The organism is Paraburkholderia phenazinium (assembly GCF_900141745.1).
Lineage (GTDB): Bacteria > Pseudomonadota > Gammaproteobacteria > Burkholderiales > Burkholderiaceae > Paraburkholderia > Paraburkholderia phenazinium_B.
Genome location: NZ_FSRM01000001.1, coordinates 3,755,368 through 3,773,088 on the forward strand (window position 1 = coordinate 3,755,368; position 17,721 = coordinate 3,773,088).

19 protein-coding genes are annotated in these 17,721 nt (G+C 62.2%); 8 read left to right on the top strand and 11 right to left on the bottom strand.

Going from position 1 to position 17,721, the window contains the following annotated elements; all coding sequences use genetic code 11:
* Positions 1-108: 108 nt before the first annotated feature.
* Positions 109-681, top strand: a complete 573-nt coding sequence (locus tag BUS06_RS16780; protein ID WP_074265283.1) for a BspC domain-containing protein — start codon at positions 109-111, stop codon at positions 679-681.
* Positions 682-763: 82 nt separating this feature from the next.
* Here BUS06_RS16780 and BUS06_RS16785 read toward each other — a convergent pair whose 3' ends face one another.
* Both BUS06_RS16785 and yaaA read right to left on the bottom strand, forming a co-directional pair.
* Entirely contained in the window at positions 764-1,918 is a 1,155-nt protein-coding gene (locus BUS06_RS16785) for a M14 family metallopeptidase (RefSeq protein WP_074265284.1), read from the bottom strand.
* 101 nt (positions 1,919-2,019) lie between these two features.
* Positions 2,020-2,802 (bottom strand): peroxide stress protein YaaA, encoded by a 783-nt coding sequence (yaaA, locus tag BUS06_RS16790; protein ID WP_074265285.1) that lies wholly within the window; start codon positions 2,800-2,802, stop codon positions 2,020-2,022.
* 56 nt (positions 2,803-2,858) lie between these two features.
* Between yaaA and BUS06_RS16795 the strand changes: the two genes are divergently transcribed.
* Both BUS06_RS16795 and BUS06_RS16800 read left to right on the top strand, forming a co-directional pair.
* Positions 2,859-3,371, top strand: a complete 513-nt coding sequence (locus BUS06_RS16795) for a putative toxin-antitoxin system toxin component, PIN family (RefSeq protein ID WP_074265286.1) — start codon at positions 2,859-2,861, stop codon at positions 3,369-3,371.
* Between the two features lie 77 nt (positions 3,372-3,448).
* The gene (locus BUS06_RS16800; RefSeq protein WP_074265287.1) at positions 3,449-4,621 is read left to right on the top strand and encodes a pyridoxal phosphate-dependent aminotransferase; all 1,173 of its coding nucleotides are present in this window, start codon (positions 3,449-3,451) and stop codon (positions 4,619-4,621) included.
* Positions 4,622-4,733: 112 nt separating this feature from the next.
* Here BUS06_RS16800 and BUS06_RS16805 read toward each other — a convergent pair whose 3' ends face one another.
* The gene (locus tag BUS06_RS16805) at positions 4,734-5,381 is read right to left on the bottom strand and encodes a glutathione S-transferase family protein (protein WP_074265288.1); all 648 of its coding nucleotides are present in this window, start codon (positions 5,379-5,381) and stop codon (positions 4,734-4,736) included.
* A 126-nt stretch (positions 5,382-5,507) separates the two neighbouring features.
* On the opposite strand from BUS06_RS16805, the gene BUS06_RS16810 reads away from it, so the two are divergent.
* Genes BUS06_RS16810 through BUS06_RS16830 form a run of 5 tightly spaced genes read left to right on the top strand, consistent with a single transcriptional unit; the run spans position 5,508 to position 11,054 of the window.
* Positions 5,508-7,085 carry a 3-hydroxyacyl-CoA dehydrogenase gene (locus BUS06_RS16810; RefSeq protein ID WP_074265289.1) on the top strand — a complete coding sequence of 526 codons (1,578 nt, stop codon included), beginning with the start codon at positions 5,508-5,510 and terminating at the stop codon, positions 7,083-7,085.
* Positions 7,082-7,870 carry an oxepin-CoA hydrolase, alternative type gene (locus BUS06_RS16815; protein WP_074265290.1) on the top strand — a complete coding sequence of 263 codons (789 nt, stop codon included), beginning with the start codon at positions 7,082-7,084 and terminating at the stop codon, positions 7,868-7,870. Before BUS06_RS16810 ends, BUS06_RS16815 begins: the two co-directional genes overlap by 4 nt.
* A gap of 44 nt (positions 7,871-7,914) precedes the next feature.
* Positions 7,915-8,634, top strand: coding sequence for a histidine phosphatase family protein (locus BUS06_RS16820; protein ID WP_074265291.1), 720 nt, complete (start codon positions 7,915-7,917; stop codon positions 8,632-8,634).
* Positions 8,635-8,657: 23 nt separating this feature from the next.
* Entirely contained in the window at positions 8,658-9,764 is a 1,107-nt protein-coding gene (locus BUS06_RS16825) for a phosphotransferase (protein ID WP_074265292.1), read from the top strand.
* Between the two features lie 30 nt (positions 9,765-9,794).
* Positions 9,795-11,054 (top strand): acyl-CoA dehydrogenase family protein, encoded by a 1,260-nt coding sequence (locus tag BUS06_RS16830; protein ID WP_074265293.1) that lies wholly within the window; start codon positions 9,795-9,797, stop codon positions 11,052-11,054.
* 160 nt (positions 11,055-11,214) lie between these two features.
* Here the strand turns inward: BUS06_RS16830 and BUS06_RS16835 are convergent, their stop codons facing one another.
* From BUS06_RS16835 to nuoN, 8 genes are all read right to left on the bottom strand, one after another.
* Entirely contained in the window at positions 11,215-11,679 is a 465-nt protein-coding gene (locus tag BUS06_RS16835; protein ID WP_074265294.1) for a MaoC family dehydratase, read from the bottom strand.
* A complete protein-coding gene (locus BUS06_RS16840; RefSeq protein ID WP_074265295.1) occupies positions 11,676-12,134 on the bottom strand; it encodes a MaoC family dehydratase in 459 nt (152 codons plus the stop codon). Before BUS06_RS16840 ends, BUS06_RS16835 begins: the two co-directional genes overlap by 4 nt.
* Positions 12,135-12,169: 35 nt before the next feature.
* The gene (locus BUS06_RS16845; protein WP_074265296.1) at positions 12,170-13,297 is read right to left on the bottom strand and encodes an acyl-CoA dehydrogenase family protein; all 1,128 of its coding nucleotides are present in this window, start codon (positions 13,295-13,297) and stop codon (positions 12,170-12,172) included.
* A 10-nt stretch (positions 13,298-13,307) separates the two neighbouring features.
* Entirely contained in the window at positions 13,308-14,504 is a 1,197-nt protein-coding gene (locus BUS06_RS16850) for an acyl-CoA dehydrogenase family protein (RefSeq protein ID WP_074265297.1), read from the bottom strand.
* Between the two features lie 49 nt (positions 14,505-14,553).
* Positions 14,554-14,982, bottom strand: a complete 429-nt coding sequence (locus BUS06_RS16855) for a DUF1178 family protein (protein ID WP_074265298.1) — start codon at positions 14,980-14,982, stop codon at positions 14,554-14,556.
* A gap of 316 nt (positions 14,983-15,298) precedes the next feature.
* Positions 15,299-15,889, bottom strand: a complete 591-nt coding sequence (locus tag BUS06_RS16860; protein WP_074265299.1) for an NUDIX domain-containing protein — start codon at positions 15,887-15,889, stop codon at positions 15,299-15,301.
* A 41-nt stretch (positions 15,890-15,930) separates the two neighbouring features.
* Complete coding sequence (locus BUS06_RS16865) at positions 15,931-16,227, bottom strand: DUF2818 family protein (protein ID WP_074265300.1); 297 nt, start codon at positions 16,225-16,227, stop codon at positions 15,931-15,933.
* Positions 16,227-17,699: an NADH-quinone oxidoreductase subunit NuoN gene (gene nuoN / locus BUS06_RS16870; protein ID WP_074265301.1), complete on the bottom strand. Its 1,473-nt coding sequence runs from the start codon at positions 17,697-17,699 to the stop codon at positions 16,227-16,229. Before nuoN ends, BUS06_RS16865 begins: the two co-directional genes overlap by 1 nt.
* Between the last annotated feature and the right edge of the window lie 22 nt (positions 17,700-17,721).

The window sequence follows — 17,721 nt, forward strand, 5'->3', positions numbered from 1 at the left end:
TGGAGAACGGCTACCACGACAAGTCAAAAATTTTGTGTCAGGATTGAACTCCTCCCTGCCGTCAGGCATCTTACGTGCCTGATGTCTCAATAGCGCCTACCGAACTAGATGGATCGCACCAACGTACCGCGCCGATTGCTGCGGGTGGCCGGCCGGTTAGCGACATATGCAGCAAGTCTCTCGCTCATGTGCATCGCTCCCGCATTCGCCGACCAACTCGAACAGCACAACGAACTCGTCCAGAAATTCGTCAATGATATGCACGCCGACCCGCTCGTGGCCGACTGTGCAGCGCATGGCAGTTTTGTCGCCAGCACCTCGACCGTTTTCGATCACGTTGAATTCCCGCCGAGCTCCTTCGATAGCGCTCATTCCGCGGTCACGCCGTGGAACGATTCGTTCGACGAAGGCAAGCAGCATGTCAAGGTCGACAGCATCGTCACCGTCGAAGGACTCGGCGTACGCAACGATGGCGGTGGCGACCCCTCCGACCTGAAATTCCGCTGCGGTTATCTGGGCAGCCAGATGCTCGCGTTTAGCTGGAACGATCCAGTGCCCATGCCTAAACCGCGCGCCGAGCCGTCATCCGGCAAACACAAAGGCGGTAAGGGCAAGCACTCGACGGGCGGCAAGTCGACGAAGAAATCGTCCGGCAAGAGTTCGAAGAAAAGCCACCACTAGCAAGTGCCGCAGCAGGAAAGCTGCGGCGAACCCGACGCAATGGCGCGCTAGCGCTTAGGTAAGCGCGCTTCCAGCAACCGCCCTAAGCAAACGTCTCCACGTGCCGCAAGATTGCCTGCAGCATCGCGGCGCCCAACGACGCACTGCGCTCGCCATTCCAGCCCACCCGCTCATCCGGCAGATTCGCGTTGTCCTTGAACGGCATCTCCAGCGTCAGCGACAGGCAACCGAACTCTTTGCCGATGTACTTCGACGCCAGCTTCAGCGCATCTTCACGATACTTGCTCGCCGCGTAGCCGTACTTGTCCTGGAAGTCCGGACTCGCGTGCTTGAACGCCTCGATAAAAGCCTTCTGCTCCTGTCCCTGCCGCTCGGTGAAGCCCGGCAACATCTCCGAACCCGCCACGAACACATACGGCAGCGCTTCATCGCCATGAATGTCGAAGAACAGATCGCAACCGGTCGCATGAATGGCGTCGCGCACCACCAGCACTTCAGGGCTGCGGGCCGCATCGGGCTCCATCCACTCCCGGTTCAGATTCGCGCCGGCCGCATTGGTCCGCAGATTGCCATGCACGCTGCCATCCGGATTCATGTTCGGCACGATGTAAAACACCGCATGGTCGTAGAGCTTGCGCGCGACCGGGTCGCCCGCCCAATCGCCCCAGCCGGCGAGGCGCTTGACCATCCCCTCGACGAACCATTCGGCCATCGTTTCGCCAGGATGCTGACGCGCGATGATCCAGATTTTCTTTTTCGGCACATCACCGGTTTGCGGCGTGCCGAGTGTGAGCAAGGACATCGGCCGGCCTTCGACCGTCACGCCGAGTTCGGTCAACGTCGCCTGCGGCATCTGTTGCACGGCGCCGAGAAACTCCGAATGACGCTCTTCGCCATACGGCTCGAAGTACGCGTAGTAGATACGGTCGAAGTCGGGCGTGTGGTCGATCGTCAGCACGCGGCCGTCGTACGAGGTCGGCACGCGGAACCAGTTCACGCGGTCATAGCTCGCCGCCGCCTGATAGTTGCGCCAGCCTTCGGGGAAGGTGCAGTCGGCCGCATTCTCGAAGGTCATCACGCAGCGCTCGCCCTGTGCGCCGGACAAGCGGAAGTAGAACCACTGCGCGAAGTCGGCGCGGCTGTCGGGCCTCACGCGCAGACGGATGTTGTCGGCCTGCTCGCAGGACAGAACTTCGATCGCGCCTGCGTCGAAGTTGCTAGTAATAGAAAGTGTCATGATCTTTTTCCCGGGTGATGTACCCGTTGCAGTCGGTGCGGTCCGCGTTCCTGCTCAGTATGAGCGCTCATCGGGCCGCTCACCTGGAGGCTCGCCCGGTCTCATTCGGCAATACGGCGGCGGAATACGTAAGTCGAATCGTTCGATGCGTCGGCGTCGAACGTATAACCCTCGGCATCGAAGCCCTTCAGTTGCTCAGGCGCGTCGAGACGGTTCTCGACCGCATAGCGCGCCATCAGGCCGCGGGCGCGCTTCGCATGAAAGCTGATGATCTTGAAGCGGCCGCCCTTCCAGTCTTCGAACACCGGCGTGATCACAGGCGCTTCGAGCAGCTTCGGCTTGACCGACTTGAAGTACTCGCCCGAAGCGCAGTTGACCAGCACCCGTGCCGCGCGCGCGTTCTTCTTCAGTTGCGCATTCAGGGCCTGCGTAATGCGCTCGCCCCAGAACGCGTACAGATCTTTGCCGCGCGCGTTGACAAAGCGCGTCCCCATCTCGAGCCGGTAAGGCTGTAGCAGATCGAGCGGCCGCAGCAGCCCATAAAGCCCAGACAACACGCGTACGTGCTTTTGTGCAAAGTCCAGATCCGCTGACGACAACGTCTTCGCGTCGAATCCTTCGTAGACGTCACCGTTGAACGCGAGCACCGCCTGCTTGGCATTGCGGGTGTCGAACTTCGGCGACCATTCGGCATAGCGCTGGAAGTTGAGCTGGGCCAGCGGATCGGAAATGCTCATCAGCGTGGAGATCTGTTGCGGCGACAGATGACGCAACCCGCCGATCAATTCGGCAGCGTCATCGACAAAATCGGGGATCGTATGCTTTTTGACGTGCGGAGGGGTTTCGTAGTCGAGCGATTTCGCCGGCGACAGAACGATTATCATAGAGGCTTGCAGGCACGCCGTGCCTGGCGTTAATGACGAAAGCCAGATTGTAACGAATGCCCGCCTCCCCTGCCGCACCCGCCCTGCGCGTGGTCCTCGATTCGAATGTCTGGATCGACATCCTCGTGTTCGACGATCCGCATACGCGCCCTATCCGCGCCGCCCTCGAGCGCGGCGCGCTCGAAGCGTTGATCGACGCCCGCTGCCTGGCCGAACTCACTTACGTGCTCGACTACCCGCAGTTCGCGAAGCGCGAGATCGACAAGGCGGCCGCCCTCGCCACCGTGACGCGCCTGACGCAACTCGTCGAGGTAGCGCCCGAACCGGAACCCGCAGAGACGGCTACGCCCGCTGAAACTCCGCGCCCGCTGCCAAAGTGCAAAGACCGCGACGACCAGAAGTTCCTCGAACTCGCCCATGCCGCAAAAGCCGACTGGCTGGTGTCGAAGGACCGCGCGGTGCTGAAACTCGCGCGCCGCATCGCCCGCGACTTCGGTTTCCAGATTGCCCAGCCGGCGCCGTTCGTCGCCGCCTGCGCGCTGCAGGCCGACGAGCCCGCGCCGGCCTGACGCACGCGGCGCGCCCCAATTCCCTACAATCGAAGTTCGCCCGTCTTCAAAACCACCGCATAAACACCGACAGCGCCATGAATTCACCGCACGACACGCCGATGATTCCGTCGTTTCCGTCCCGTCTGCCAAGCGTCGGCACCACGATTTTTACCGTGATGAGCGCGCTCGCCACGGAAAAAGGGGCCGTCAACCTCGGTCAGGGTTTTCCGGACTTCGATTGCGATCCGCGTATCGTCGACGCGGTGGCCAAAGCCATGCGCGACGGGCACAACCAGTACCCGCCGATGGCAGGCGCCGCACCGCTGCGCCAGGCCATCTCCGACAAGCTCGCCAACCTGTACGGGCGCCGCTACGACGCGAACACCGAGATCACCGTCACGGCGGGCGCCACCCAGGCGTTGCTGACCGCGATTCTGTGCGCAGTGCATCCCGGCGACGAAGTGATCGTGGTCGAGCCGACCTATGACAGCTACCTGCCGTCCATCGAACTCGCCGGCGGCAAGCCGGTGTTCGTGACGCTGGACGCGCCCGAGTACAAGATCCCGTTCGACGAGCTCGCCGCCGCGATTACGCCAAAAACGCGGCTTCTGCTGATCAACACGCCGCACAATCCGACCGGTACGGTCTGGCGTGCCGAAGACATGCGCAAGCTCGAAGAAATCGTGCGCGGCACCAACGTGCTGATCCTCTCCGACGAGGTCTACGAGCACATGGTGTATGACGGCGCGCCGCACGAAAGTGTTTCGCGCTATCCGGAGCTCGCGCAACGCAGCTTCGTGGTGTCGAGCTTCGGCAAGACCTATCACGTGACGGGCTGGAAAGTCGGCTACGTAGCCGCGCCAGCAGCGCTGACCGCTGAGTTCCGCAAGGTCCACCAGTTCAATGTATTCACCGTCAACACGCCGATGCAGGTCGGCCTCGCCGAATACATGCGCGACCCGGCGCCGTATCTGGACCTGCCGGCTTTCTATCAGAAGAAACGCGATTTCTTCCGCGCCGGCCTCGCGAACTCACGCTTCAAGCTGCTGCCCTGCACCGGTACCTACTTCCAGTGCGTCGACTATTCGGCGATCAGCGATCTGCCCGAAGCCGAGTTCGCACAATGGCTAACCAGCGAGATTGGTGTCGCGGCCATTCCGGTGTCGGCGTTCTATCACGAGTCGCATGAATCGGGCGTCGTACGCTTCTGCTTCGCGAAGCAGGAAAGCACGCTCGCTACCGCGCTCGAGCGGCTGGCGCGTCTCTAGCATGACGCCCGCGATGCCGCGAACGAACCCGCGTTCTTCGCCATCGCATGGGGTTGCGGCGCGCGCATGCGCGCCGCTGCCGCTGATGCACGCAGATCGCGCTTCAGGCCGCTCACTGCTTCGCAGTTGCCGCGATATAAGCCTTGCGATCCGCCGTCACGCGTTGCGCCGCCGGCCGTTCGCCGATCGTCTTAACATAGGCCTTCCAGTCGATACCGGCTTCGAGCAGAAAGTCGCGTCCGTAGATATTCTTCGTTGCCATGCCGACAAGCGGCAGATTCACAAAGCCCACGGCATCGGCCACACTGAATTTCTTCCCGCGCAGGAACGGCGCGAACGTCGCGAGCCGCTTGAACCCGGCAACGTGACGCGCCAGCCGCTTTTCCACGCGCCCTTTGGTCGCCTCGGTCAACGTGCCGCCGAAGAAGGCCTCCTTGTAGAGATCGCGCGCCACGAGTTCCAGATGCAGGTCGATGAACGTAATCAGCTCGCGCTCTTTCGCCGCTTCCCACGGGTCCGCGGAGAAAATTCCTTTCTCGGGAAAGCACGCGTGCAGATACTCGATGATGGCCTGCGACTCGCACAGATCGCCCTGCTCGGTCTGGATAAACGGCACCTTGCCGAGCGGCGAATGCACCAGCAGCGACTCGTCCTGGCTCGTCATCACGAAGCTTTCCTCGAATGGAATCTCGTGTTCAAGCAGCACGAATTTGACTTTGTTGTAGTAGTTGGACAGTGCAAAGCCGCACAGTTTGATCATCGGGTGTCTCCGTCTGACAGGTGGTCTAAGCCGCTCAATGGAATTGCGCTAGCGGCCTGTGAATCAATCATCCAGTAAATTGCACGAGCGTGCTATTCTAAAATAACCATGGAGTCGAGCAACCCAATGACCTCTCGCAATTACGCCATCGAGACTATCGGCATTGTCGGAACCGGCGCAATGGGGCGCGGCATCGCGCAGATCGCCGCCCTCGCAGACCTGAAGGTGCGTCTGTACGACACCAACCCGGCCGCCGTGAGCGCGGCGCTCGATTATCTCGCCGGCACCTTCGCCAAGCTCACCGCTAAAGGCAAGCTCGACGAAGCGCGCTCGGCAGCGGCTCTTGCCAACGTCGCCGGTGCGCAAACCATCGGCGATCTGGCGGATTGCGATCTGGTGGTCGAAGCGATCGTCGAAAAACTCGACGTCAAGCGCACGCTCTTTCGCGAACTCGAAACCGTCGTCAGCGGCCGCTGTGTGCTGGCGTCGAATACGTCGTCACTGTCGATCACCGCGATTGCCGCCGGCTGCACCGACCCGTCGCGCGTGGTCGGCTATCACTTCTTCAATCCGGTGCCGCTGATGAAAGTCGTCGAAGTGATCGACGGCCTGCGCAGCGATCCCGCAGCCGGCGATGCGCTGATGGACCTCGCGCGCCGCATGGGCCACACGCCGGTGCGCGCGAAGGATATGCCGGGCTTCATCGTCAATCACGCCGGCCGCGGGATGAATACCGAAGGCCTGCGGGTGGCGGGCGAAGGCGTCGCGGGCTTCGTCGAGATCGATCGCATCATGCGCGAGCAGGCGGGCTTCCGCCTCGGACCGTTCGAACTGCTCGATCTGACTGCGCTCGACGTCTCGCATCCGGTGATGGAGTCGATCTATCACCAGTTCTATGAAGAGCCGCGTTTCACGCCATCTCCGATCACCGGCGCTCGACTCGCGGGTGGCCTGATCGGCCGCAAGACCGGCGAAGGTTTTTATCGCTACGACGACGGCAAGCAGCAGGTGCCCGCCGAAACGCCCGCGCCGACGCAATTGCCTAAACGCGTGTGGGTCAGCAAGCGTCACCCCGAAGCACGTGAGGCGGTGCTGGAACTCGTAGCGAAGGCCGGCGTGACGCTCGATGAAGGCGACGCGCCTGCTGCAGACTCGCTTATCGTCGTCACGCCGTTTGGTTACGACGCGACCACGGCCGCAGTCGAAGAAGGTCTGGACGCAAGCCGCGTCGTTGCCGTAGACGCGCTATTCCCGCTCGTCGCCGCACAACGCCGCACGTTGATGACCACGCCGGCAACGACGCGCGCCGCGCGCGATACAGCGCATGCATTGCTCGCTGCAGACGGTGTCCCCGTCACCGTGATTCGCGATTCGACCGGTTTCGTCGCGCAACGCGTGGTGGCGACGATCGTCAATATCGGCTGCGAGATTGCGCAAAAGCAGATCGCCACGCCCGAAGACATCGACCTCGCCGTGACGCTCGGACTGGGCTATCCGCGTGGCCCGCTCGCGCTTGGCGACGCACTCGGCGCGAAAACCATCCTCACGATTCTGCGCAATATGTTCAGCGTGTTGGGCGATCCGCGCTACCGTCCGTCGCCATGGCTCGCGCGGCGTGCGCAACTCGGCCTCTCGCTGACGCAAGGCGATGCAGCCGACGCATCTGATGCAGCCAACCCTGTCAAAGCGGAGAACCAGTCATGAGCGCCGAACTGCTGACCTCGCGACCGGCCGAAAGCGAATCGACGCTCGTCCTGACGCTCTCCAACCCCGGAGCACGTAACGCGTTGCATCCCGACATGTACGCCGCGGGCATCGAAGCGCTCGATAGCGCCGAGCGTGACCCCTCCGTGCGCGCCGTGGTCCTGACCGGTGCCGATCGGTTCTTTTGCGCCGGCGGCAATCTGAACCGGCTGCTCGAAAATCGCGCGAAAGACCCTTCTGTGCAGGCGCAAAGCATCGACATGCTGGGCGAATGGATTGGCGCGCTGCGCGCTTCGTCGAAGCCGGTGATCGCAGCGGTCGAGGGTGCAGCAGCCGGCGCCGGCTTCTCGCTCGCGCTCGCCTGCGATCTGCTGGTCGCCGCCGACGATGCCAAATTCGTGATGTCCTACGCGCGAGTCGGTCTTACACCGGATGGCGGCGGTTCATGGTTCCTCGCGCAGGCCCTGCCCCGCCAGCTCGCGACCGAAGTCCTGCTTGAAGGAAAGCCGATTGGCGCGGCACGCCTGCACGAACTCGGCGTGGTCAACCGGATCGCCAAGCCCGGCGCGGTGCGCGATGCCGCCATCGCCTGGGCCGAGGATCTCGGCAAGATTTCGCCCAACGCCACGGCGCGCATCAAGACGCTGATCGCTGCCGCGGGTGCGCAACCCCTCGCCGAACATCTGATAGCCGAACGCGACAACTTCGTCGCTTCGCTGCACCACGGCGACGCGCTCGAAGGCATCACCGCGTTCCTCGAAAAGCGCGCCCCGAAGTACAAATGAGCCCCCTGACCCCGCGGATAAGCCAGTGAACCAGCGAGCCCGTCATGCCTGACTATCAACTGCCGAAGCGGCGCCGCATTTACCTGATGCGTCACGGCGACGTGACGTACTTCGACGCCACCGGCCGCGCGATCGATCCTGAAACGGTGCCGTTGAATGCGAGCGGTCGCGACCAGGCCAGCGCGGCTGGCCATGCCTTCGCCGCGCAACAGATTCGCTTCGACCGGGTGATCGTCAGCGGCTTGCCGCGCACCATCGAAACCGCTCAACGCGTGCTCGCCGAAACTCATCAGCACATCGAACTCGAAATCGAGCCCGCACTGCAGGAAATTCGCGGCGACAGGCTGAGCAACATTCCGGCGGCCGATATCGAAGCCGCATTCCTCGGCGTGTTCGACGGCGTTGTCCCCGAGAGCACGCGTTTTCTGGGTGGCGAGACGATCGGCGAACTGTTCGACCGCGTGCTGCCGGCAGTTGCGGCACTGCGCGACGACACCTCGTGGGACACCGTGCTGCTGGTCCTGCACGGCGGCGTCAATCGCGCCATCCTGTCGCACGCCATCACCGCGGGCGGGCGCACATTCTTCGGCCATCTGTCGCAAGCCACCGGCTGCATCAATGCACTGGACGTCGGCGCCACGCCGCGCGACTGGGTGGTGCGCATGCTCAACTACTCGCCGCCGTCGCCGCTGCATCGCGACGTGCGGAATACGACCATGGAAATGCTCTACGCCCAGTTCATCCAATACAGGCGCGAAGCGTAGCGAACTCTCTACTGGAGGAGACAATGGGCGAAGCCACGAAGACGGGCGAACCTGAACACAAGTCCGATTACTCAGCATTCGAGGGAACACGTCCAGTCAACGAGCGGCAACGCTTCGACAACGACGCGCTCGCTGCATGGCTCGCGCAGCATGTCGACGGCTTCGCCGCGCCATTGACGGTCGAACAGTTCGCCGGCGGCCAGTCGAATCCCACCTTCAAGCTGATCACGCCGTCGCGCACCTACGTCATGCGCGCAAAACCCGGGCCCTCGGCGAAACTGCTGCCGTCCGCGCACGCGGTGGAACGCGAGTACCGCGTCATGCATGCGCTCGCCGGCACCGACGTGCCGGTCGCGCAGATGCTCGCGCTGTGCGAGGACGAAAGCGTGATCGGCCGAGCGTTCTATGTGATGGAGTTCGTCGAAGGTCGCGTGCTGTGGGATCAGTCGCTACCAGGCATGACGCCCGCTGAGCGCAGCGCCATCTACGACGAGATGAACCGCGTGATCTCGGCATTGCATAGCGTCGATGTCGCCGCAATCGGGCTCGCCGATTACGGCAAGCCCGGCAACTACTTCGCACGACAGATCGGCCGCTGGAGCAAGCAATACATCGCCTCCGAAACCGAGCCGATCGAAGCCATGACCCGCCTGATCGAATGGCTGCCGCAGCATATGCCGGAGGAGACCGGTGCGCGCGTCTCGATCGTGCATGGCGACTACCGGCTCGACAATCTGATCTTCCATCCGGACGAGCCGCGTGTGCTCGCCGTGCTCGACTGGGAACTGTCGACGCTCGGCGACCCGCTCGCCGATTTCGCCTATCACTGCATGGCATGGCACGTCGACCCAGCGCAGTTCCGCGGCATCGCAGGGCTCGACTGGGCCGCGCTTGGCATCCCCGACGAAGCGCAGTACGTGCAACGCTATTGCGAGCGTACCGGCTTCGAGATTCACGGCGACTGGAATTTCTATCTGGCCTACAACATGTTCCGGATTGCCGCGATCCTGCAAGGCATTATGAAACGCGTCGTCGACGGCACCGCGGCGAGCGCGCAAGCGCTCGACGCAGGCCGGCGCGCAAAGCCCATGGCAGAGCTCGCCTGGCGCTACGCACAGAAAGTGCGCTAACCGAAACCCCCGTCATCCGCGAGGTCTTACATGAATTTCGATTACACCCCGAAGGTTCAGGCACTGCGCGAGAAACTGCTCGCCTTCTTCGACGAACACATTTACCCGAACGAACGGGCCTTTGCCGAAGAGATTGGACGCAACCGCGCCAACGGCAACGCCTGGTTGCCAACCGAACTGATCGAACAACTGAAGCAGAAAGCACGCGACGCCGGTTTGTGGAATCTGTTCCTGCCCAACTCGGAACGCGGCGCGGGTCTGACCAACCTCGAATACGCGCCGCTATGCGAGATTATGGGTCGCGTGCCCTGGGCGCCGGAGGTGTTCAATTGCAACGCGCCCGACACCGGCAACATGGAAACCATCGAGCGCTACGGCAGCCCGGACAACAAGCGCCAGTGGCTCGAACCGCTGTTGCAAGGTCAGATCCGCTCAGCGTTCCTGATGACGGAACCAGAAGTGGCATCGTCCGATGCCACCAATATCCAGACGAGCATCACGCGCGATGGCGACGATTATGTGATCAACGGTCACAAGTGGTGGTCGTCGGGCGCGGGAGATCCGCGCTGCAAGGTGTATATCGTGATGGGCAAGACGGATCCGGAAGCGCCACGCCATCAGCAGCAATCGATGATCCTCGTTCCTGCCGACGCGACCGGCGTCACGGTGCATCGTCCGTTGACGGTGTTCGGCTATGACGATGCGCCGCATGGCCACATGGAGATCACGCTCGAGAACGTGCGCGTTCCGGCGTCGAACATGCTGCTCGGCGAAGGACGCGGCTTCGAGATCGCGCAAGGCCGGCTAGGACCGGGACGTATCCACCACTGTATGCGGCTCATTGGCCTTGCGGAACGCGCGCTCGAGTTGATGGCGAAGCGCTCGCTGCAGCGCGTCGCGTTCGGCAAGCCGGTCGCGGCGCAAGGCGTCACGCAGGAGCGCATCGCCGAGGCTCGCTGCATGATCGAACAGGCGCGGCTGTTGACGCTCAAGACCGCATATATGATGGACACGGTCGGCAACAAGGGCGCGCGTGGTGAGATCGCGATGATCAAGGTCGTGGCGCCGAATATGGCGTGCCAGGTGATCGACTGGGCCATTCAGGCGCATGGCGCGGGCGGACTCAGCGACGACTTCCCGCTCGCCTATGCCTACACTTCAGCGCGTACGCTGCGCTTTGCCGACGGTCCGGATGAAGTGCATCGCAACGCCATCGCGAAGCTCGAACTGGCACGTCATATGGATGTCGACGCTGCGTCGCGCGTGGAGATGCCGATCACGCGTTCGTGATTTGATGCGGAGATTTGGAGAGGGCGTGAGCCGCATAGAGCCGCTCACGCCTTTTCGTCTTCTGTAACGCGCAGGCGGCGCTACGACGCCGTCATACGCACACATCACACCTCGACGGCTCGTTGCGTGCCGCTAAAAGCCGTCACTCGTCCAGCCAGCGCTAGAAGTAATGCCGTGTGATGAATTCCGCCACGCACACCGGCCGTTCATTGCCCTGGCGCTCCAGTGTCACGTTCCACACGACCTGCACTCCGGCGTCATCCACCTCGTCCACGCTTGCTACGGAAAAACGCCCGCGCACCTGCGAGTCGACAGGCACCGGCGCAGTGAAACGCACGCGGTTCAGACCATAGTTGACGCCCATGCGCTGCTTGAGCACCACAGTCTGTTGCAGCAAAGCAGGGATCAGCGACAAGGTCAGAAAGCCATGCGCAATCGGCCCGCCGAACGGAGATTCGCGCCGCGCCCGCTCAGGATCGACGTGAATCCATTGGTGATCGCCCGTGGCTGTGGCAAAGCCGTTCACGCTTGCCTGATCGACCGTCAGCCATTCGCTGATGAGCGGCTCGCCACCCACTAGCGAACGCAGCGCCTGCGCGTCGAGTCCTACCGAATCTCGCTTCATGCGGCCGCTCCCGGATGACGCAAGCCGAACAGCCCCTTCGAGCGAACGGTGATCACCGTCTCGCCGTGCTGGTTGATACCCTGCCATTCGGTGGAGACGAGGCCGCGGTCCGGCTTGCTCGACGAAACACGTTTGTCCAGAACCAGATTCGTCATGCGGATCGTGTCGCCGACGCGCACCGGCTTGAGCCAACGGATTTCATCGATGCCGGGCGAGCCCATCGACGTGGACCCGGCAAACGCGTTGCGCACCAGCAATCCCATCATCACCGAGCAGGTATGCCAGCCGCTCGCGATCAATCCGCCGAAGGGCGACGCGGCAGCCGCGTCGTCGTCGATGTGAAACGGCTGCGGATCGAACTTTTCGGCAAACTCCACGATCTCCTCACGCGTGAACGTGTGTTCGCCGCATTCGATGACCTTACCGACTTCCATATCTTCGAAACTCAATCCCATGGTGACACCTCACTCGTTAGGACCGGCCACCCCCCTCAAACTTCGGCGGTGGCAAAACCAGGTAGCGCGGCGAACCGCGCAAGATGATGGTCGACGTCGCCCAGCGTGGTTTCGATAATCGCGAGGCGCTTGAACAGATGGGCCGCCGCCACTTCGTTCGTCACACCCATGCCGCCGTGCAACTGCACCGCCTGCTGGCCTACGAAACGCGCCGCTTGGCCCACACGCACCTTCGCTGCGGAGACGACACGGCGCCGTTCATCGGCATCGGTGCTGGCGTAACGTCCCGCCGCCAGATAGGTCACCGAGCGCGCCTGCTCCGCGTGAATCAGCATCTCGACCATGCGGTGCTGCAAGGCCTGAAAACGTGCGATTGGCTGGCCGAACTGCTGACGCGTTTTCGTGTATTCAACCGTGGCGCGGTTTAGCGCATCGAGCGCGCCCACCGCTTCCGCGCACAACAGCACGGTGCCGTAGTCGGCGATCTGCTCGAGCGCCGCGGCTCCGGCATGCTGACCACTGAGGCGACGCGCGGCCGTGCTTTCGAACGACAACGAAGCAGCGCGTTGCCCGTCGATGGTGCGGTAATCCGTGATCTGCGTACCGGCTGCCTCGCGTGCGACCACGAACAGAGCGATCTCGCCGTTCAGGCGTGCAGGCACGATCCAGTGATCCGCCTGAGCGCCATGCAGCACGACCGATTTCTTACCGCTCAGCGCGTAATGCTCGCCTTGCTGCGTCGCCGTGGTATCGACGGCGAACAGATCGTAGCGGGCATGCGGCTCGTGAAAGGCGACCGCGAGCTTGATCTCACCTTGCGCCGCGCGTTCGAGCAGCGCGGCATCTTCGCCCTGCGCCGAACCTGCAACGCGCAATGCCTCGATGCCCACAGCCGTCGCCCAATACGGCTCGACCACCAGGGCGCGGCCCAGCTCCTGCATCACGACCAGCATATCCACAGGACTGCCATTGAAGCCGCCCTGCTCTTCCGGCACAGGCAACGCCGTCAAGCCAAGTTCCGTGAACGCCGCCCAATGCGTATCCGATGCGCCCGCGTCCGAATAAACAATAGCCTGACGCGCTTCGAAGCCGTAGTTCTTGTCGAGGTAACGGCGCAGTGCATCGGCGAATTGCTGCTGTTCGTCGGTAAAATTGAAGTCCATGCGCCGCTCCTCAGAGTCCGAGAATCATCTGCGCGATGATGTTCTTTTGAATTTCGTTCGAGCCGCCGTAGATCGACGTCTTGCGGAAGTTGAAGTAGTACGCGGCCAGCGGCGCGGCGTCATCGTCGCCGGCAATGCTGTGGGCGCGTTCGCCTTCGAGGAACGACACGTCGAACGGCGCGGCCAGTGGGCCGATGGCTTCAAACATCAGTTCGGTGAGGCCCTGCTGGACCTCAGTGCCCTTGATCTTCAGCATCGACGCTTCCGGTCCCGGCCCGCGCCCGCCTGCTTCATTGGCAACGACGCGTTGCACCGTGACTTCAAGCGCCATCAATTCGATTTCCAGACTCGCGACTTTTGCGGCGAACACCGGGTCGAGCAGAAGCGGCTTGCCGTTCTTCTTCTGGTCGAGCGCGAGGCGCTTCAGGAACACAAGTTCGCGCTTCGACTGACCGACGCGCGCAATCCCCGTACGCTCATGGCCCAGCAGATATTTAGCGTAGGTCCAACCGCGATTTTCGTCGCCGACCAGATTCTCGACCGGCACCTTCACGTCTTCGAAGAACACTTCGTTGACTTCATGATCTTCATCGAGCGTGATGATCGGGCGCACGGTGATGCCCGGCGTCTTCATATCGATCAGCAGGAACGAGATGCCCTCCTGCTTTTTCGCGCCGCTGTCGGTACGCACGAGGCAGAACATCATGTCGGCGTGCTGGCCGAGCGTGGTCCACGTCTTCTGACCGTTTACGACGTAGTGATCGCCAACCCGCTCGGCGCGCGTGCGCAGCGAAGCGAGATCCGAGCCCGAACCGGGTTCCGAGTAGCCCTGACACCACCAGTCCGAGCCGTCCAGAATCCGTGGCAAGTAGTGACGCTTTTGCGCCTCGCTGCCGTATTTCATCAAAACGGGCGCAACCATCGACACACCGAACGGCAACACCGAGGGCGCACCGATACGGGCGCACTCTTCGTCCCAGATGTGCCGTTGTGTAGCATCCCACCCCGGGCCGCCGTATTCGGTCGGCCAGGCGATCACCGACCAGCCGCGCGTGCCGAGCAGCTTGTGCCAGTTCGCGAAGTCTTCGCGATTCAGACGCTTGTGATTGAGTACTTTGTCGCTCAGCTCGTGAGGCAAATTCGCTTCGAGCCAGGCGCGGATGTCGGCGCGGAACGCGTCGTCAGCGGGGGAATAATCCAGATTCATGCGCAGTGTCTCCTGGCCGCGGCTGTCCCGCCGCCAGTGAGCCGCTGCGCTATTGCAACGGTTCCTTCAGAGCGGCCGGGATCGGCAGCGACATCACTTCAATGCCTTCTTCAACCAAGGCTTTGGCATCTTCCGGTGTCGTAACACCGCGAATGCTGCGTGCAGGCGCTTCATTGTAGTGAATGCGCCGTGCTTCCTCGGCGAAGCGGTCACCCACGTTCTCAGTCTTTTCCAGTACCTCGCGCAACGCGCGCATTACACGCGCCTGCTGCTCTTCCGTGCCCGCAGGGGCTTGCGCCGCCGCGCTCGCACCCGACAGATTCAGCCGGGGCGCCGACGGCAAACGGCTCACTTCGGTCGCGCCGCAAATAGGACATTCGACAAGCTTGCGGGACAACTGCGACTCAAAGTCTTCGGCGGAGGCAAACCAGCCTTCAAACCGATGGCCATGCGGGCACTGTAGATCGAGGACCTTCATGTGGAATCAGGGCTTGCGTATGAGTTTAGCGCAAAATAGAAATTTGTGAACGGTCGTTCGTAAATTTTGCTTGGGCGACTTCGGCACTCGGCTTTGACACATTTCCGTGCCCGGGAGCAATCGAGTGTGCGTGCGCGATTCTAACGCTTTGCGCCAATGCCCGCCGACACGCCATAAAACGGGGCTGCTAACGGGGCTACCAACAACAACGGCAGCCTTGTGGGCTGCCGTTTATTTGATCTCGTGACTCGTGGGTGCTCGCCTCGCGCCGCGCCGCTCGAAGCGGCCGCACGCGGTCAACCCATGTGATCGCCGGTCAGTCAGGTTCAGGCTCCGGCGAAACCCACGTGCCCGACAACACCTTCTCCAGCCAGAACGTGCCGATAATCGTCTTGACGTCGGTGATCTTGCCGGTCCGCACCCACTCCAACACCTCAGGCACCGTCGCAGTGAAGAGTTCGAGAAACTCTCCCTCGTCGAGTTTGCGATCGCCGGCAGTCAGGCCGCGTGCGAGGAAGATATCGATAAATTCGGTCGAGTACGAAATGATCGGATGGATGCGCGCCAGGTAGACGTATTCGCGCGCCGTGTAGCCGGTCTCTTCCTGCAGCTCACGCTTCGCGCAAGCAAGCGAGCCTTCGCTCGGATCCAGTTTTCCAGCCGGATACTCGTGCATCACCTTGCCGATCGGATAGCGATACTGGCATTCCATCAGCACGCGGCCATCGTCGAACAGCGGGATCACCATCACGGCGCCCGGATGTTTGACGTACTCGCGAGTCGCGCTCTTGCCGTCCGGCAAACGGACGGTGTCGCACTTCAGAGTCAGGAATGGACCTTGATGGAGCGTCTTGCTCTCAAGACAGGTCTCGGTAAGCGTAGCGTCGTGATCGGGAAGTTCAGCCATGTGCGACCTCAGGACAGCGTGGTGCGCGACGGCTCATGCCGTCAGCGCCGTTTGACGAGATACTGGAAGGTGAAGCCGGGGAACGCAAACACCAGAAACAGACTGAAGGTGATCGCGTAGAACTGCCAGCCCTGCTCGAAGCGGTTACCCGCCCGCGCTTCGAGCATAAAGCCGAACGCGCCCACGACAAAATAAAGCACGATCAGCTCGCCGATCCGCAGCCAGGCGCTCTTCCTTGCCGCCTTGAGCGGCACGAAGGCGAAGAGGCGTTGATTCACGAACGGCAGGTTGGCGCCCGCGAGCGCCAACAACACAATAAACCAGCCAGCAGCTGACATCAGAATGTCAGGGTGTGGGTGATCGCTTGCAGGCAAACCTTCAGCAGCGGATCCGGCACGATACCGAGCACTAGCACAGCCAAACCGTTAAGCGCCAGCAACGCACGGTTGCAGGTATCGGCCTGGATCGGCGTGGTGTCGAGCGGATCGTCGAAGTACATCAGCTTGACGATACGCAGGTAGTAGAACGCGCCAAACAGCGAGGTGATCACGGCCAGCACGGCGAGCCACGTCAGACCGGCGTTCATCGTCGCTTGCAGCACGGCGAGCTTCGCGTAGAAGCCGACTGCGGGCGGAACACCCGCGAGCGAGAACATCATGATCATCATCACGAACGCGAACACCGGACTGCGCTGATTGAGACCCTTGAAGTCGTCGAGCGTCTCGGCTTCGAAGTCGCGGCGCGCCAGCAGCATGACGATGCCGAATGTGCCGAGCGTCGTCACCAGGTAGACAATGCTATAGAACATCGCCGAGCCGTATGCGCTTGCCGCCCCGCTCGTCTTGCCGTCCACCACACCAGCCAGCAGGCCCAGCAGCACGAAGCCCATGTTCGAGATGGCCGAGTAGGCGAGCATCCGCTTGATGTTGCGCTGGACGATACCGGTGATATTCCCCACGATCAGCGACAGCGCCGCGAGGATCACCAGCATTTCCTGCCAGTCGACCGCCAGCGGCAGCAGACCCATCACGAGGAAGCGCAGGCCCCACGCGAAGGCGGCCACCTTCGGGCCACCGCCCGTCAGCAGCGTCATGGCGGTCGGTGCGCCCTGATACACGTCAGGCACCCACATGTGGAACGGCACCGCGCCCATTTTGAACGCCACGCCGGCCACCACGAAAATCACGCCGAACAGCAGCACCACGTCGTTGATACGGCCCGAAGCCACGGCCTTGAACACTTCGTTGATGTCCAGCGAACCGGTTGCGCCGTACAGCATCGAGATGCCATACAGCAGGAAACCGGATGCCAGTGCACCCAGCACGTAGTACTTCATCGCCGCTTCGTTCGACTGCGCAGCATCGCGGCGCAGCGCGATCACCGCATACAGCGACAGCGACATCAGTTCCAGACCGAGGTACAGCGTCAGGAAGTTGTTGCCCGAGATCATTACCAGCTGACCGAGCAGCGAGAACATGCCCAGCAGGAAGAAGTCGCCGCGGTACAGTTCGCGGTCTTCAAGATACCTGCGCGAGTAGATGATCGACACCGTGTAACCGAGCGACACCACCGCCTTCATCACGCTGCCGAAGGCGTCGACCACGTACATGTGCCCGAAGAAGTAATACACGTGCGGGTCGAAAGCGTTCACGCCGAACCAGATGCCCGCTATCAGCGTCGAGAACAGGGCGATGAAGTACGTGGTCCGTCGCGCCGCCTGGCCGAAGAACGTGTCGTTGAGCCACGCGAGAACTACGGCGAGCATCAACAGGCCGTCGGGCAACAGGGCAGTCATAGGTGCGTTTTGCATGGTGTTTAAATTCCTCCGCTCT

Coding starts and splice junctions, on each gene's coding strand:
- BUS06_RS16845 (WP_074265296.1), bottom strand. CDS start 13,297: ATGGACTTCAATTTTACCGACGAACAGCAGCAATTCGCCGATGCACTG.
- BUS06_RS16805 (WP_074265288.1), bottom strand. CDS start 5,381: ATGATCAAACTGTGCGGCTTTGCACTGTCCAACTACTACAACAAAGTC.
- BUS06_RS16840 (WP_074265295.1), bottom strand. CDS start 12,134: ATGGGATTGAGTTTCGAAGATATGGAAGTCGGTAAGGTCATCGAATGC.
- BUS06_RS16865 (WP_074265300.1), bottom strand. CDS start 16,227: ATGTCAGCTGCTGGCTGGTTTATTGTGTTGTTGGCGCTCGCGGGCGCC.
- BUS06_RS16815 (WP_074265290.1), top strand. CDS start 7,082: ATGAGCGCCGAACTGCTGACCTCGCGACCGGCCGAAAGCGAATCGACG.
- BUS06_RS16835 (WP_074265294.1), bottom strand. CDS start 11,679: ATGAAGCGAGATTCGGTAGGACTCGACGCGCAGGCGCTGCGTTCGCTA.
- BUS06_RS16795 (WP_074265286.1), top strand. CDS start 2,859: ATGCCCGCCTCCCCTGCCGCACCCGCCCTGCGCGTGGTCCTCGATTCG.
- BUS06_RS16830 (WP_074265293.1), top strand. CDS start 9,795: ATGAATTTCGATTACACCCCGAAGGTTCAGGCACTGCGCGAGAAACTG.
- BUS06_RS16825 (WP_074265292.1), top strand. CDS start 8,658: ATGGGCGAAGCCACGAAGACGGGCGAACCTGAACACAAGTCCGATTAC.
- BUS06_RS16850 (WP_074265297.1), bottom strand. CDS start 14,504: ATGAATCTGGATTATTCCCCCGCTGACGACGCGTTCCGCGCCGACATC.
- BUS06_RS16785 (WP_074265284.1), bottom strand. CDS start 1,918: ATGACACTTTCTATTACTAGCAACTTCGACGCAGGCGCGATCGAAGTT.
- BUS06_RS16860 (WP_074265299.1), bottom strand. CDS start 15,889: ATGGCTGAACTTCCCGATCACGACGCTACGCTTACCGAGACCTGTCTT.
- BUS06_RS16855 (WP_074265298.1), bottom strand. CDS start 14,982: ATGAAGGTCCTCGATCTACAGTGCCCGCATGGCCATCGGTTTGAAGGC.
- yaaA (WP_074265285.1), bottom strand. CDS start 2,802: ATGATAATCGTTCTGTCGCCGGCGAAATCGCTCGACTACGAAACCCCT.
- BUS06_RS16780 (WP_074265283.1), top strand. CDS start 109: ATGGATCGCACCAACGTACCGCGCCGATTGCTGCGGGTGGCCGGCCGG.
- nuoN (WP_074265301.1), bottom strand. CDS start 17,699: ATGCAAAACGCACCTATGACTGCCCTGTTGCCCGACGGCCTGTTGATG.
- BUS06_RS16820 (WP_074265291.1), top strand. CDS start 7,915: ATGCCTGACTATCAACTGCCGAAGCGGCGCCGCATTTACCTGATGCGT.
- BUS06_RS16810 (WP_074265289.1), top strand. CDS start 5,508: ATGACCTCTCGCAATTACGCCATCGAGACTATCGGCATTGTCGGAACC.
- BUS06_RS16800 (WP_074265287.1), top strand. CDS start 3,449: ATGAATTCACCGCACGACACGCCGATGATTCCGTCGTTTCCGTCCCGT.